We start from the raw sequence: 14307 nt of genomic DNA, 5'->3' as shown, positions 1-14307 counted from the left end.
GAGTGAGCGGGACAGTATGCCCTGCCCCGTCCCCCGATCGCTGGAATATGCCCGAAGCGCTTGCTGCAGTCGGTCCGCCGAATCATCCTGAGGCGTACTCGTGTCGCGGCCGGTGCGCGACGGACGAGGTGGCGCGGGCCCGCCGCACCGGTTGTGACGTGCGGCGACCCGGTGACGGGCGATGGCCCGACGGACGGCGGCCCGGTGGGTGCCCGGGCGGGCCGGGCGACCAGGGCCCGGTCGAGACGATGGCCGAACTGCGAGTGCAGGTGGTGGAGCGGTGCAGGTTCTTCAGGTACAGCTGGCGGTGCAGGCGGATCCCGCCGAGGTCGGCCGGGCCCGTCGGTGGGTCCGCTCGCGGCTGCTCAACCACGGCGTGGACCCGGACGCGCCGATCGCCGAGACGGTGGTGCTGGTGGTCTCCGAGCTGGTGACCAACGCCGTGGTGCACACCGGCTGTCCGGCGGTGCTGCGGCTCTGCTTCCCGCTGGGCGAGCCGCCGGGCGGGACGGCGGGTGGGGCGGCGGGCGGGACGGCGGGGGCGTCCCCGGACGGACCGGGGTGCGCCCGGGTGCGCGAGGCCGCGACCGTCGGCCCGCTGCGGGTCGAGGTCGCGGACGCCAGCCAGGCGGCCCCCGCGCCCCGGCACGCCGGACCGGACTGCGACGCGACCAACGGGCGCGGCCTGGAGCTGGTCGAGCTGCTCTGCGACCGCTGGGGCTGGTACCCGGACGGCTCGGGCAAGCGGGTCTGGTGCGAGATCAGCCCCGACGCCCGCCCGGCCGACCCGCTCGCCGCCGTCGACTGGGCCGCCCTCGCGCAGTGACTCCTGATGGCGCTCGGCTCGCCTCCGGGCCGCTCTGATCCGGCGCCGACACTCCTCACTCCGGCACTCCCTCCTGCGTCGGTCGCTGGTCGCTGGTCGCTGGTCGCTGGTCGCTGGTCGCTTTCGGCACCGGCGCGGCCCTTCGGCTCGCTCGCGCAGGCCCGGCGATCACCGGGCCGAAAGCTGACGCAACCATTCCGAATTTCGGACTACCCATTGACGTGACGTATCCGACTGATCACGCTTGGGTGCAGCGCTCCGTTGCGAGGGGACGCCGAGGGAACACCCGAACGCCGCTGCGGTGCTGCTGTCCAGGGGGATCACGTCAGCAGGGGGGCCGTGGGTCCCGGCCGGTCGTGCGCTGGCTCCTTGGCGAGTGCGGAGGGCGTGGCACGGGTTCAGGGCCCGTGCACCGCGGTCGGATGGCGGCCGACCGTGCCGCGCTCGGGGTGCGTGCGGCCGGTCGCCGTCCGATCCACCCACCGCGGGCGGTCCTTTTCGGCCACCCCGGTCCGGTGGCCCGAAACCGATGAAAGCTGGCAGTCCCGCCACTCGTGACCCACCGGCCCCTTCGGGAGACTCGCCGGGTGAACGAATGCTCGAATGCCCCCGCGGACGTGGCCCCCGCCCCGACCTCCGGTCCTCTCCCCGCCCGCGGTCCCCGGCTGCACTACGCCTGGGTGGTGGCCGCCGTCTCGCTGCTGGTGCTGCTCGGTTCGGCCGGATTCCGCTCCACGCCCAGCCTGATGATGGACGCGCTGCACACCGAGTTCGGCTGGTCGATGGGCACGATATCCGCCGCCACCTCGGTCAACCTGACCCTCTACGGCCTCACCGCGCCGTTCGCCGCCGCCCTGATGGACCGGTTCGGCGTCCGGCTGGTCGTGGTCTGCGCGCTGCTGACCATCTCGGTCGGCTCGGGACTCACCATGCTGATGCGCGAGCCGTGGCAACTGATGCTCTGCTGGGGCGTGTTGGTCGGCCTGGGCAGCGGCTCGATGGCGGGCGCGTTCGCGACCACGATCACCGGCCGCTGGTTCCGGGCCCGGCAGGGGCTGGTCACCGGGGCGCTGACGGCGGCCGGCGCGGCGGGCAACCTGGTCTTCCTGCCGCTCGGCGCCTGGCTGGTGGAGGAGCACGGCTGGCGCTCGGCCGTCGTGGTGGTCTCGCTGGCGGCCAGCGCGGTCGCCGTCCCGGTGCTGCTGCTGATGCGCGAGCGGCCCGCCGACCTCGGCCTGCTCCCGTACGGGGCGACCGAGGGGGAGCCGGCCCCGGCGGTCGGCGGGCGGGCGCTGGCCCGTTCGCTGCGGGTGCTCCGGGAGGCCGCCCGGAGCCGGGCGTTCTGGCTGCTGGCCGGCTCCTTCGCGATCTGCGGCGCGACCACCGCCGGGCTGGTCGGCACCCACTTCATCCCGGCCGCCCACGACCACGGCATGCCGGTCACCACGGCGGCGAGCCTGCTGGCGCTGGTCGGCGTGTTCGACGTGGTCGGCACCATCGCCAGCGGCTGGTTCACCGACCGCTTCCCGGCCGAGCGGCTGCTGATCGTCTACTACGCGCTGCGCGGGCTCTCGCTGTTCCTGCTGCCGCAGCTGTTCGCGGGCTCGCTGGAGCCGCCGATCCTGGCCTTCATCGTCTTCTACGGGCTGGACTGGGTGGCCACCGTGCCGCCGACCGTCGCGCTCTGCCGCCGGCACTTCGGCGAGGACGCGCCGATCGTCTACGGCTGGGCGCTGGCCGGCCACCAGATCGGCGCCGCGGTGGTCGCGGGCCTGGCCGGCTTCGCCCGGGACGCGCTCGGGAACTACGACCTCAGCTGGTACGCGGCCGGCGGGCTGTGCGCGGTCGCGGTGCTGCTCTGCCTGGCGCTGCGGACGGCGACGGCCGGGCCCGAGCGGACCGTTCCGGCGTTGTCGTAAGGGGCGGCTAGGCTGCGGGACCATGACGCTGATCTTCACCCTCGACCCCGAACTCGACCCCGGGCTGCGCGCCGAGATCACCGCCCTGTGGACGGCCGCCAGCAACGCGGGCGGGGCGGTCGGCTTCGTCCGGCCGGTGACCGAGGAAGAGGTGTGGGTCGCCGCGGAGAAGCAGTTCGCCGGGATCGCGCCGGCCGGGCCGGACCGGCTGCTGGTGGCCCGGGAGGCGGAGAGCGGGCGGCTCGCCGCGCTGCTGGTCTTCGAGTCGATGCGGTTCGAGCCGATGGACCACTGGCGGCTGCTCACCCGGGTGATGGTCCACCCGGACTTCCAGGGGCGCGGCTACGGTTCGGCGCTGCTGGCCGAGACCGAGCGGGTCGCCCGGGAGTGGGGGCTGGCCGGTCTGCGGCTCTACCTGCGCGGCGGGCTCGGGCTGGAGTCGTTCTACGGCCGCAGCGGCTACGTCGAGGTCGGCCGGGTGCCCGGCACCATCCGGGTCGGGCCCGGCGACGACCGCGACGACGTCACGATGTGGCTCGACCTGCGCTGATCGGGCCGGACCGGCGGGCGGGGTCGGAGGGGTCCACCCCTGCCGGTCCCGTCAGGCATGCTTCACTGGGAGACCGGCCCGGTCCCCCCAGCGCAGAGAAGGATGTGTCCCCGGTGAGCAATGTGAGCAAGAAGCCGAACGCCACGCTCCGCTACACCTCCATGCGGGTCTCCATCTTCCTCGCCTGCCTGCTGATCGCGCTGCTGCTCGGACACTTCGGGGTGATCCCGGTCAGCGGCGAGGCGGGCGTGATCTTCCTCTTCCTGCTGGCCGCGATCGTCTCGGCGCCGCTCAGCTACGTCCTGCTCAGCCGCCAGCGCGACGAGATGTCGGCCGCGATCTCCGGCAAGGTGGACGGCATCCGCACCCGGACGGCCTCGAAGATCGCCGCGCAGAACGCCGAGGAGGACGCCGCGGACGACGCCGCCCGCGCCGCGGCCGCCCGGGCCGCCGCCCCCGGCTCCGCCGCCTCCGCCCCGCAGAACTGACCCGCCCCGCCGTGCCGGAGAAGCAGCCCGAGCGGCCGGAGCAGCCCGAGCGGCCGGCCGCCGGGACCTGGCCGGCCCCGGTCCGCCGCCCCACCGGCCGGGACGTCGCCCGGCTCGCCGGGGTCTCGCAGGCGACCGTCTCGCTGGTGTTCTCCGGTTCCGAGGCCGGCCGCCGGGTCTCCGAGGCCACCCGCGAGCGGGTCCGGGAGGCCGCCCGCGGCCTCGGCTACCGCCCGCAGGCGGCCGGCCGGCAGCTGCGGCTGGGCCGCAGCGGCATGATCCTGCTGGCCGTGCCGAACATCCTCGGCCCGTTCTTCGGCCGGGTCCTGGAGGGCGTCCACGAGGAGGCCGGCAAACACGGCCTGGCCGTCGTGGTCAGCTCCGGCTGGGGGAGCGCCACGCTCGCCGAGGCCGCCACCACCAGCCGCTTCGACGGCCTGCTGATCTGCTCCCCGGACGACAGCCAGCTCGGCGACCTGCCCGCCGACACCCCCGCCGTCTTCCTGGACGCCGACCCGGGCACCGACCGGGCCCGGCCGACCGTCGAGCTGGACGTGGCCGGGGGCATGCGGGCCGCCGTCGAGCACCTGGCCGGGCTCGGCCACCGGCGGATCGGCCGGCTCCGCTCCACCCACGCCGCCTACACCTTCCGGGTCCGGCAGGCCGCCTTCGAGGAGGCCGTCCGCGCGCTCGGCCTGGACGTCCTCGAACTGGGCGTCAGCCTGAACGAGGGCCAGTCCGCCGCCCGCGAGGTCGCCCACCGGCTGCTCGCCGACCCGGCCCGACCGCACGCGGTGATCTGCGACGACGACGTGGTCGCCTCCGGCGTCTACCAGGCCGCCGCCGAGCGCGGGCTGCGGGTGCCCGGCGACCTCTCGGTGGTCGGCATCGACAATGTCCCGGTGGCCGCGCTGCTCGCCCCGCCGCTGACCACCGTCGACCTGCCGGGCGAGGAGCTCGGCCGGGCCGGGGTGGCGGCGCTCGCCGGGCTGCTCCGGGGCGAGCCGGTCGCCCCGGTGGCGCCGCTCGCCACCTCGCTGGTGTTGCGCTCCTCCACCGCGCCGGGGCCGGTCGGGAGCTGACCGTCGGGCCGACCGCCGGTCGTCCGTCCGCGTCAGGGTTCGTCCGTTCGGGCTGATCCGGACGGGTGAAAGATCGTCATACCGCCTCGCGGCGACACGTTGAGTGGATTAACGGACGATGAGATTCCGCCTATGCGGACGTCCAGACCCAAACTCCCACGGCTCCCCGGGCCGTCGCGCCTGCCGCGCCTCGCCGCCGCGCTCGGCCTGATCGGCGGCACCCTGCTGACCGGTACCCTGACCGCCCCGCCCGCCCAGGCCGCCGTCTCCTTCACCAAGACGGTGGACAAGCCCAACCCGGTGCCCGGCGAGAACGTCACCTACACGCTGCGCTACACCTGCTCGGTCACCGAGTGCGCCAACGGCCAGATCAGCGACGTCCTCCCGGCCGGGATGGAGTTCGTCGGCTGGACCCCGGACGCCTCCACGGTCGACGTCCCCAACTCCACCGTCCCGGCCGCCGGAAGCCAGGGCGGCACCCTCACCGCCAAGCTGCTGACACTCCCCCCGGGCACCACCGCCACCATCAACGTGGTGCTGCGCTACCCCAACTTCACCACCCCGAACGGCACCCAGAGCACCAACTCGGCCACCCTCACGGCCGACGGCGAGATGCCGCAGACCGGCACCGCCACCACCACCGCGGTGGTCCAGCCCAGCTACACCACCACCAAGGGCGTGCAGACCAGCAGCCAGGACGGCCGCTCGGTCACCTACCAGTTCAGCGCCTGCTCCACCGCCAATGTGCCCAACGTCGACCTGGACAGCAGCCGGCTGGTCGACACCCTGCCGGCCGGCGCGGTGGTCGACACCAGCCGCTCGCCGGGCTGGGTCAACGACCCGGCCGGCTCCACCACCTGGGTCTTCGACATCGGTGCCTTCCGGGCCGGCAACGGCCAGGCCGGCTGCCGGGTCCCCGGTGTCCTGGTGGTCAACTACCCCGACCCGACCTTCCCGAGCGGCACCACCTCCACCAACACGGTGACCCTCCAGGGCGATCCGCTGGGCCCCGACGCGCAGCGCGACCTGTCCACCGCCACCGCCGAGACCCCGACCTTCCAGCCGCCGGTCACCGGCGTCCAGATCGGCGCCTCCAAGGTGTGGCAGGACCGGACGGTCTCCGGCGACCTCTCCTCGTTCAGCCTGCGGGTGAGCAACAACGCCGACCCGGTCACCAGCCTGGTGCTGACCGACCCGGGCACGGGCACCACCGCCAACCTGTACAACTGGCTGATCCCGCAGTCCATCCAGCTGGAGGCGTGGAACCCCACCAGCATCAACCTGGCGCTGGAATACCGGCTGGACGGCGACCCGACCTGGCAGGCCTTCACCCCGGGCAGCCCGCTGAACGGTTCCAGCAGCCGGCGGATCACCTTCGCCGCGGGCGCCGGCGACCCGGCCAACGACGTGCTCGGCATCCCGGCCGGCCGCTACCTCGACGGCCTGCGGTTCAGCTGGACCGGCCCGATCCCCAGCGGCTGGAGCCCCGGCAACTCGGTCCAGGTGCTCGCCCAGGTCATCACCCCCGGCCACGACGGCCGGCCGGCGCCCGTCCCGCTGCACAACTGCCTCGACGCGGTCGGCACCGACGCGGGCGGCGCCACGGCGACCGCCAACGCCTGCGCCGACAACACCGTCACCGCCGCCACCAACCTGGGCGCGACCAAGACCACGGTGTCCGGCGCGGTGCTCTCGCCCGGCGGGATCGCCACCTTCCAGATCGCCCCGTACAACCGGACCGGCCGCACCCTCGACCGGCCGCTGGTCCTCTACGACCTGCTGCCGCCCGGCATGGTGTACGTCGACGGCAGCGCCCGGCGCGACCCGGCCTACGCCGAGTCGGTGGCCCCGGAGTCGGTCGCGATGCTCCCCGGGCCGGACGGCCGCCAACTGCTCAAGCTGACCTGGCCGGCCGGCAGCCCCGACATGATGTACCTGAACGACCACCGGGCCTACCGGACCCTGATCGACGTCCAGGTGGCCGGCAGCGCCAAGCCCGGCACCCTCACCAACGACGTGTACGTCACCGCCGAGGGCGCCGGCGACCCGGTCGCCTGCTTCTACTTCGGCAGCGACAGCGGCGCGGTGGACGCCCAGGACATCGACAAGGACGGCGACACCACCGAGACCATGTGCCGGGCCTCCTCGCAGGTCGAGGTGCAGGTGCCGGCCGTGCTGCGGTCGTACAAGGAGGTCAAGGGCGACCTCGACCCCGACTACGCCAGCACCGGCACCACCCGGCCCGGCGGCGGCATCTCCTACCGGCTGACCGTCCGCAACGACTCGGCCGACCCGGTCACCGAGTTCCTCGCGTACGACAAGCTGCCCACCCCCGGTGACGGCTACGTGCTGCGCCCGGACGTCCCGCGCGGCTCCGCCTGGGCGCCGTCCCTGGTCGAGCCGCTGACCTCCAGCGACCCGACCGTGGTGATCGAGTACACCACCTCGCCCAACCCCTGTCTGCCGGCCGACTTCGCCGTGCCCGGCCCGTGCGACGCCGCCGCGCAGTGGAGCACCGCGTTCCCCGGCCCGGGCGTCACCACCTGGTTCCGGGTGCACCGGCCGGGCACGCTCGCGCCCGGGGAGAGCTTCATGCTCACCTGGCCGATGGTCGCCTCGTTCGACGCCGGCCCGGACGAGTTCGCCTGGAACAGCTTCGCCTACACCGCGACCGACGCCAACGGCCGCCCGTTCCTGCCCGCCGAGCCGGCCAAGGTCGGCGTCGGCATCGACCAGGCCGTCCCGCCGGCCAACGCGCTGGGCGACTTCGTCTGGAGCGACCTGAACGCGGACGGCATCCAGCAGCCCGGCGAGCCCGGGGTGCCCGGCGTCCGGGTCGAACTGCTGGACGGCGAGGGCCGGGTGGTCCGGGACAAGGCCGGCAACGCGGTCGCCACGGTGACCGACGCGAGCGGGCACTACCTGTTCGAGCGGCTGCCGGACGGGGTGTACGCGGTGCGGTTCGACCTCACCACGCTGCCCAAGGACGCCACGGTGACCAAGCGGGCCGCGGGTACGGACCGGGCGCTGGACTCGGACGCGGACCCGGCGACCGGGGTGACGCAGACCGTCACGCTGGCGGGCGGGGCGCGGGACCTGGACCTGGACCTCGGGCTGGTGCTCCCGCCGGAGCCCTCCCCGTCGCCCTCGCCCTCGCCGTCCCCGTCCCCGTCCCCGTCGCCGTCGCCGTCGCCGTCGCCGACGGTGACGCCGACCCCCTCGCCGACGGTGACCCCGACGCCGAGCCCGACCCATTCGCCGGAGCCGACGCACTCGCCGACGCCCACCCACTCGCCGGAGCCGACCCACTCGCCCGAGCCGACGCACTCGCAGCACCCCGAGCCGACCCACTCGCACCACGGCCACGGCGGTGAACTGCCCGACACCGGTGGCGGACTCGGCACCCTGCTGGGTGTCGTCGGGGCCCTCACCCTCGGCGCGGGCCTGCTGCTCGCCCTGGTCGCCTGGGGAGGTCGCGGCCGCCACAGCTGAGCAGTGAGCGGTAGGCACAACTGAAAAAGTGACAGCGCCCGTCGGCCAGACCACCGGCCCGGCGGGCGCTGCCACGTCCATGGGGGGAGCTCCGCGCGGGAGCGGGGTTCAGCCGAGTTCAGCCGACCGGCACCGGTTCGGCGAGCCGGGCGGCGGCCACCGGCGCGGCCGCCGGGCGGAACCAGCGGCGGGCGCCGAACAGCAGCACCGCGCCCAGCCCGATCCCGCCCGCCGCGCAGAGCGCCACCGAGCGCAGCGACCCCTCCGCGAGGTGGCCGGAGACCGCGTAGCCGAGCGAGTTGCCGGTCGCGAACAGCGTGACCAGCCAGGCGAAGGCCTCGGTCACGGTGCCGACCGGGGCCAGCTCGGCGACCAGCACGAAGGCCGCCGCCAGCAGCGGGGCCAGCGCGATCCCGGAGAGGAAGGCCAGGGCGGCCATCGCGGCCGGTCCCGGGACCAGCACCAGCGGCAGGTAGCTGACGGCCATGCCGAGCGCCATCACCCAGGTGCGGCTCGCGGTGGAACTGCGCCACTTCACCGCGCCGTAGCCGAGCGCGCCGAGCAGGCCGCCGAGCGCGGCCAGCGCCAGCAGGGTGCCCGCGCCGCCGGGCAGGCCGTTCGTCTCGTGGGCCTCCGCGTACGCGATGAACAGCACGTTCTGCGCGCCGACCGCCCAGCCGGCGCCGGCCAGGCCGATCAGCAGCAGGACCAGGCCGGGGGAGCGGAGCGGGCCGAGCAGACCGGCCGAGTGCTCGCGCGGCGGGGCCTGCCAGGCCCGGGCGGGAGCGGTGGTGGCGACCACGAGCGCCCCGGCCAGGCCCAGTCCGGCCGCCACCCAGAGCGCCACGACCGGGCCGACGGTGCCCGCGATGCCGGCCACCGCGAGCGGTCCGGCGACGTAGAGGATCTGCTGCGAGGCGGAGTCGAAGGCGTAGGCGGTGTCGAGCTGCTCCTCCTCGACGACGTCCGGCCAGAGTGAGCGCAGGCAGGGTTCGAGCGGCGGCATCGCCAGTCCGGCGATCGCGGCGCCGAGCGGGGCGGCCAGCGCCGAGCCCGGGGCCAGCGCGAGCAGGGCGTACCCGGCGCCGGCCACCACGGCGGCGGCGAGCAGGACGCGCGGCTGTCCGGTGCGGTCCACGATCCGGCCGAGCACCGGTCCGCCGATCGCCGCCGCGATCGCGTAGGCGGCGGTGGCCAGCCCGATCCGGCTGTACGGCGCGTCGGCCTCGCGCAGGGCGAGGGCGATGACCAGGGCGGTCATGCCGGCCGGGAGGCGGCCGAGCAGGGTGCCGAAGAGCAGGCGGCCGACGTGCGGGGCGCGGAGCAGGGCGAGGTAGCCCATGGGCGGGGTTCTCCGGTCTGGGCGGCTGGCGGGCGGGGTCACCGTCCAAGTTATACGTATAACCGTTGACCGGTCAAAAGGATGAGGTGTCCGGAACTCAAACAACTACTTTGAACATCTCAAACCTTTGCTGCTAACGTGTCGGCCATGACCACCTCAGACGCACTCCGGACGCACGGCCTGGGCTCGCAGCCCGGCGCCGCCCGCGGGTGCCGTCTGCCCGGTGCTGTGGACAGCCCGCGCGCCTGTCGCGCCATGAGCTGTATTCCGGCGGCACGCCCCTGACCGGGGCCGGTACCTCCCCGTCCGGCCACCGCGCCGTGCCGCCGTTCCCGCCCCGCCTCACCGTCAGCAACGCCTCCCCCGGAGCCGCACCGTCATGTCCACAGCGCCCGAGGCGACCTCGTCGCCGTCCGTCTTCGCGAGAATCCGCAGGACCCCGTTCTGGGCCCAGATCGTCGCCGGCCTCGTGCTCGGCGCGGGTCTCGGCTACCTGGCCCGCGAGGCCGACATCTCCTGGCTGGCCACCACCCTGGAGACGATCGGCAAGACCTTCGTCCAGCTGCTGAAGCTCGCCGTCCCGCCGCTGGTCTTCACCGCGATCCTGGTGAGCGTCGCCAACCTGCGCAACGTCACCAACGCGGCCCGGCTGGCCGTCCGCACGCTGCTCTGGTTCGCCGTCACCTCGCTGATCGCGGTCGCCATCGGCCTCGGCCTCGGCCTGCTGACCAACCCCGGCGAGGGCACCAGCCTCAAGACCGAGGGCCTCAAGCCGCCGAAGTCCACCGGCAGCTGGATCGACTTCCTGACCGGGATCTTCCCGACCAACATCGTGACCGCGTTCACCGAGGTCGAGGTCCTGCAGATCGTCTTCCTGGCGATCGTGGCCGGTGCCGCGATCATCAAGCTCGGCGCCAAGGCCGAGCCGGTCCTCAAGCTCAGCGAGTCGGTGCTGGAGCTGGTCCAGACCGCGCTGTGGTGGGTCATCCGCCTGTCGCCGCTCGGCACCCTCGGCCTGATCGGCAAGTCGGTCGCCAAGTACGGCTGGGACCTGCTGGAGCCGTTCGCGACGCTGACCGTCGACATCTACGTCGGCTGCGCCCTGGTGATGTTCGGCGTCTACTCGCTGCTGCTGCGGTTCGCCGCCGGGCTCAACCCGCTCAACTTCTTCAAGGGCGCCTGGCCGGCCATCCAGCTGGCCTTCGTCTCCCGCTCCTCGGTCGGCACCCTGCCGGTCACCCGCCGGGTCACCGAGCGGCTCGGCGTCCCGAGCGAGTACGCGAGCTTCGCCGTCCCGTTCGGGGCGACCACCAAGATGGACGGCTGCGCCGCGATCTACCCGTCGCTGGCCGCGATCTTCGTCGCCCAGGTGTACGGCATCGACCTCGGCATCAAGGACTACGTGCTGATCGCCTTCGTCTCGGTGATCGGCTCGGCGGCCACCGCCGGTCTCACCGGTGCGATCGTCATGCTGACGCTGACCCTCTCCACCCTGGGCCTGCCGCTGGAGGGCGTCGGCCTGCTGCTGGCCATCGACCCGATCCTCGACATGATGCGCACCGCGACCAACGTCGCCGGTCAGGCGCTGGTGCCGATCCTGGTCGCGGCCCGCGAGAAGACCCTCGACCTGGCCGCCTACAACAACCCGACCGGCGACCTGCTCGACGGTCCGGCGGCCACCGTCCCGGTCCAGGCCTCCGGCACGACGGCCACCGCCACGGCCTGACGCCGAGCGGCCTGCCGCTCCACGACGCCGACGGGCCCGCCCCCACCCGGGGAGCGGGCCCGTTGGCGTGCGCGCGCCCGGCCGGTGGAGCGCCGGGGAAAAGGCAGGGGAAAAGGCAGGGGGCCCACCGAGAACGGGGGCCCCCTTGGGTACTGCTTCTGTGCTCATGGTGACGGCCGGGCGGCCGTCGGCGGACCCGTGGGGGTCCCGAGCGATCAGATCATCAGAGGATGTCAGACAAGAGTGACGTTCTCCGCCTGCGGGCCCTTCGGACCCTGGGTGACGTCGAAGCTGACCGCCTGGTTCTCCTCCAGCGAGCGGAAGCCGCTCGCGTTGATGGCGGAGTAGTGGACGAAGACGTCGGGGCCGCCGCCCTCCTGAGCGATGAAGCCGAAGCCCTTCTCAGCGTTGAACCACTTGACGGTTCCCGTGGCCATGCCGTTCTCCTTGCGAGGGACGTGTCGGGTGCCACACCGTGTGGCAACCGGTCCGCTGCGCTGATCGCCCTGCCTCCGGACGGGTCCGGAGTTTTTCGATATTGCTGAAAAACTACAAAAAGCCTGCGGTTACATGCTCCGCAGGCTTCAAGTACTGCAAGGGGAATCAAACTGCAACTGAGGGCAACGCTAGCATGCGGCTGCTGTGACGACCAGGGGTGACTTGCGGGCTGGACCGCGCGTGTCGTAAGGCCGTTGGGGACATCGACACGGTGCGTGTCGGAAGGCCGGTGCGGGGCTTCCGGAACACCGGGCATACCCTGCGGGGAAGCGCACGAACAGCAAGGGAGCGGCGCAGTGGCAGCACCGGACGCCGAAACGCGGGAGCCCCGGGAGAACACCCCGGTACGGCCGCGGGTCGGGCACATTCAGTTCCTGAACTGCGTACCCCTCTACTGGGGCCTGGCCAGGACCGGCAATCTGCTCGATCTCGACCTCACCAAGGACACCCCGGAGAAGCTGAGCGACCAGCTGGTCGACGGCTCGCTCGACATCGGCCCGATCACCTGTGTGGAGTACCTGCGCCACGCGGACGAACTGCTCGTGCTGCCGGACATCGCGGTGGGCAGCGACGGCCCGGTGATGTCCTGCGTGATCGTCAGCAAGGTGCCGCTGGCCGAGCTGGACGGCCGGCGGGTCGCCCTCGGCTCCACCAGCCGGACCTCGGTCCGGCTCGCCCGGCTGCTGCTGGAGGAGCGCGAAGGGGTGCGGCCGGTGTACTTCGCCAGCCCGCCCGACCTGGACGCGATGCTCGCCGACGCCGACGCGGCCGTCCTGATCGGGGACCCGGCGCTGCGCGCCTGCCTCGGCCAGGCCGCCGCCCAGGGCCTCACCGTGCACGACCTCGGCGAGATGTGGAAGGAGTGGACCGGGCTGCCGTTCGTCTTCGCGGTCTGGGCCGCCCGCCGCGACTTCGCCGAACGCCGCCCCGAGCTGACCGCGGCGGTGCACCGCGCCTTCCTGGAGTCCCGGGACCTCTCGCTGGTCGAGGCCCGCGAGGTGGCCACCCACGCGGCCCGCTGGGAGGCGTTCGACGCGGGCGTGCTGGAGCGCTACTTCAGCGAGGCGCTGGACTTCTCGCTCGGCGAGCGGCAGCTGGCCGGGGTCGCCGAGTTCGCCCGGCGGGTCGCCCACGACAGCGGGTTCGAGCCCGACGTGGCGGTCCGGCTGCTGGAGCCGGCCCCGGAACCGGTGGCCTGAGCCCCGGGTTGTGGCGGTATCCCCCGGTTGTGCCGTGCCGCGGCCCCGCCGCCCGATAACGTCTGCACGCGAGACGACGGCCCCGGCGGCGGGGCCGGCCGGGTGACGGGAGCGTGCGGGGGATGCAGGCACTGGGAGCGGAGGACCCGCGCCAGGTGGGCGGGTACCGGCTGCTGCGGCGGCTCGGCTCGGGCGGCATGGGCCGGGTCTACCTCGGCCGGACGGCGGGCGGGCGCACCGTGGCGGTCAAGGTGGTCCGCGGCGAGCTCGCCGAGGACACCGAGTTCCGGGCCCGGTTCCGGCAGGAGGTGGCCGCCGCCCGCCGGGTCGGCGGGGCCTGGACGGCCCCCGTCCTGGACGCCGACACCGAGGGCGAGCACCCCTGGGTGGCCACCGGCTACGTCGCCGGACCCGCGCTCGGCGGCGCCGTCCGCGAGTACGGGCCGCTGCCCGAGCCGGCCGTGCGCACGCTCGGCGCCGGGCTGGCCGAGGCGCTGGAGCACGTGCACGGGCTCGGGCTGGTCCACCGCGACGTCAAGCCGTCCAACGTGCTGCTCACGCTGGACGGCCCCCGGCTGATCGACTTCGGCATCGCCCGGGCCCTGGACGCCAGCAGCGGGCTCACCCAGTCCGGGTTCGTGGTGGGCTCGCCCGGCTTCATGTCCCCCGAACAGGCGAACGGGCGGCCGGCCGGGCCGCCCAGCGACGTCTTCTCGTTCGGCGCGGTGCTCGCCTACGCGGCCACCGGGGTGCACCCGTTCGGCGAGGGGGTGAGCGCCGCCGTCCTGCTCTACCGGGTGGTGCACGAGGAGCCCGACCTGTCCGGGCTGGCCGCGGGGCCGCTGCGCTCGATCGTGCTCGACTGCCTGGCCAAGGACCCGGCGGCCCGGCCGACCCCGGGCCGGCTGCGCGAGCTGCTGGACCCGGACGGCTCGGCGGTCGGCCGACTGGGGCGCGGCGGCTGGCTGCCGCCGGCGCTGGCGGCGGCGGTCGGGCGCAGCGCGGTGCAGCTGCTCGACCTGGAGGCGGAGGACGGCTCCGGCGGCGCGGCGGCCGAGCGGACGCCGACCTTCGTGCCCGGCGGGGTGGTGCCCGGGCCGGGGGAGGGCGGCGACGATCGGGCCCAGGGTGGGGGCGAGCAGCGACTCGCCGACCCCGAAGAGGGCGTAGATCGAGACGATCGCG

At 74.1% G+C, this 14307-nt stretch carries 11 protein-coding genes; 9 read left to right on the top strand and 2 right to left on the bottom strand.

The window, feature by feature from the left end:
- Positions 1 to 280 precede the first annotated feature (280 nt).
- The 6 genes from AB0N76_RS00055 (at position 281) to AB0N76_RS00030 (ending at position 8357) form a co-directional block, all read left to right on the top strand.
- Positions 281 to 826, top strand: a complete 546-nt coding sequence (locus AB0N76_RS00055) for an ATP-binding protein (protein ID WP_363551809.1) — start codon at positions 281 to 283, stop codon at positions 824 to 826.
- Positions 827 to 1443: 617 nt separating this feature from the next.
- Positions 1444 to 2745, top strand: coding sequence for an MFS transporter (locus AB0N76_RS00050; protein ID WP_363552219.1), 1302 nt, complete (start codon positions 1444 to 1446; stop codon positions 2743 to 2745).
- 22 nt (positions 2746 to 2767) lie between these two features.
- Positions 2768 to 3295: a GNAT family N-acetyltransferase gene (locus tag AB0N76_RS00045; protein WP_363551807.1), complete on the top strand. Its 528-nt coding sequence runs from the start codon at positions 2768 to 2770 to the stop codon at positions 3293 to 3295.
- Between the two features lie 113 nt (positions 3296 to 3408).
- The gene (locus tag AB0N76_RS00040) at positions 3409 to 3783 is read left to right on the top strand and encodes a DUF4229 domain-containing protein (RefSeq protein WP_363551805.1); all 375 of its coding nucleotides are present in this window, start codon (positions 3409 to 3411) and stop codon (positions 3781 to 3783) included.
- 11 nt (positions 3784 to 3794) lie between these two features.
- Positions 3795 to 4865 carry a LacI family DNA-binding transcriptional regulator gene (locus AB0N76_RS00035; protein WP_363551803.1) on the top strand — a complete coding sequence of 357 codons (1071 nt, stop codon included), beginning with the start codon at positions 3795 to 3797 and terminating at the stop codon, positions 4863 to 4865.
- Positions 4866 to 4997: 132 nt separating this feature from the next.
- A complete protein-coding gene (locus tag AB0N76_RS00030) occupies positions 4998 to 8357 on the top strand; it encodes an SdrD B-like domain-containing protein (RefSeq protein ID WP_363551801.1) in 3360 nt (1119 codons plus the stop codon).
- A gap of 118 nt (positions 8358 to 8475) precedes the next feature.
- Here the strand turns inward: AB0N76_RS00030 and AB0N76_RS00025 are convergent, their stop codons facing one another.
- Positions 8476 to 9699, bottom strand: coding sequence for an MFS transporter (locus tag AB0N76_RS00025; RefSeq protein ID WP_363551799.1), 1224 nt, complete (start codon positions 9697 to 9699; stop codon positions 8476 to 8478).
- Between the two features lie 379 nt (positions 9700 to 10078).
- Here AB0N76_RS00025 and AB0N76_RS00020 point away from each other — a divergent pair, with 379 nt between their 5' ends.
- Positions 10079 to 11425, top strand: a complete 1347-nt coding sequence (locus AB0N76_RS00020; protein ID WP_363551797.1) for a dicarboxylate/amino acid:cation symporter — start codon at positions 10079 to 10081, stop codon at positions 11423 to 11425.
- Between the two features lie 233 nt (positions 11426 to 11658).
- On the opposite strand, the gene AB0N76_RS00015 is transcribed toward AB0N76_RS00020, so the two are convergent.
- Positions 11659 to 11862 carry a cold-shock protein gene (locus AB0N76_RS00015; protein ID WP_363551795.1) on the bottom strand — a complete coding sequence of 68 codons (204 nt, stop codon included), beginning with the start codon at positions 11860 to 11862 and terminating at the stop codon, positions 11659 to 11661.
- 357 nt (positions 11863 to 12219) lie between these two features.
- On the opposite strand from AB0N76_RS00015, the gene AB0N76_RS00010 reads away from it, so the two are divergent.
- Together AB0N76_RS00010 and AB0N76_RS00005 are read left to right on the top strand one after the other, a co-directional pair.
- On the top strand, positions 12220 to 13122 hold the full coding sequence (locus AB0N76_RS00010; protein WP_363551793.1) for a menaquinone biosynthesis protein: 903 nt from the start codon (positions 12220 to 12222) through the stop codon (positions 13120 to 13122).
- Between the two features lie 122 nt (positions 13123 to 13244).
- A partial coding sequence (locus AB0N76_RS00005; RefSeq protein ID WP_363551791.1) for a serine/threonine-protein kinase occupies positions 13245 to 14307 on the top strand: 1063 nt, incomplete at its 3' end.

It is taken from the genome of Kitasatospora sp. NPDC093806 (genome assembly GCF_040683335.1).
Classification (GTDB): domain Bacteria; phylum Actinomycetota; class Actinomycetes; order Streptomycetales; family Streptomycetaceae; genus Kitasatospora.
The sequence above is the reverse complement of the archived record's forward strand: the minus strand, read 5'-3'. Positions and strand labels throughout refer to the sequence as shown.

Bases quoted from the DNA above. Each gene is read 5' to 3' on its own strand.
- AB0N76_RS00015 (WP_363551795.1), bottom strand. From the start codon at position 11,862: ATGGCCACGGGAACCGTCAAGTGGTTCAACGCTGAGAAGGGCTTCGGC.
- AB0N76_RS00025 (WP_363551799.1), bottom strand. From the start codon at position 9,699: ATGGGCTACCTCGCCCTGCTCCGCGCCCCGCACGTCGGCCGCCTGCTC.
- AB0N76_RS00045 (WP_363551807.1), top strand. From the start codon at position 2,768: ATGACGCTGATCTTCACCCTCGACCCCGAACTCGACCCCGGGCTGCGC.
- AB0N76_RS00020 (WP_363551797.1), top strand. From the start codon at position 10,079: ATGTCCACAGCGCCCGAGGCGACCTCGTCGCCGTCCGTCTTCGCGAGA.
- AB0N76_RS00030 (WP_363551801.1), top strand. From the start codon at position 4,998: ATGCGGACGTCCAGACCCAAACTCCCACGGCTCCCCGGGCCGTCGCGC.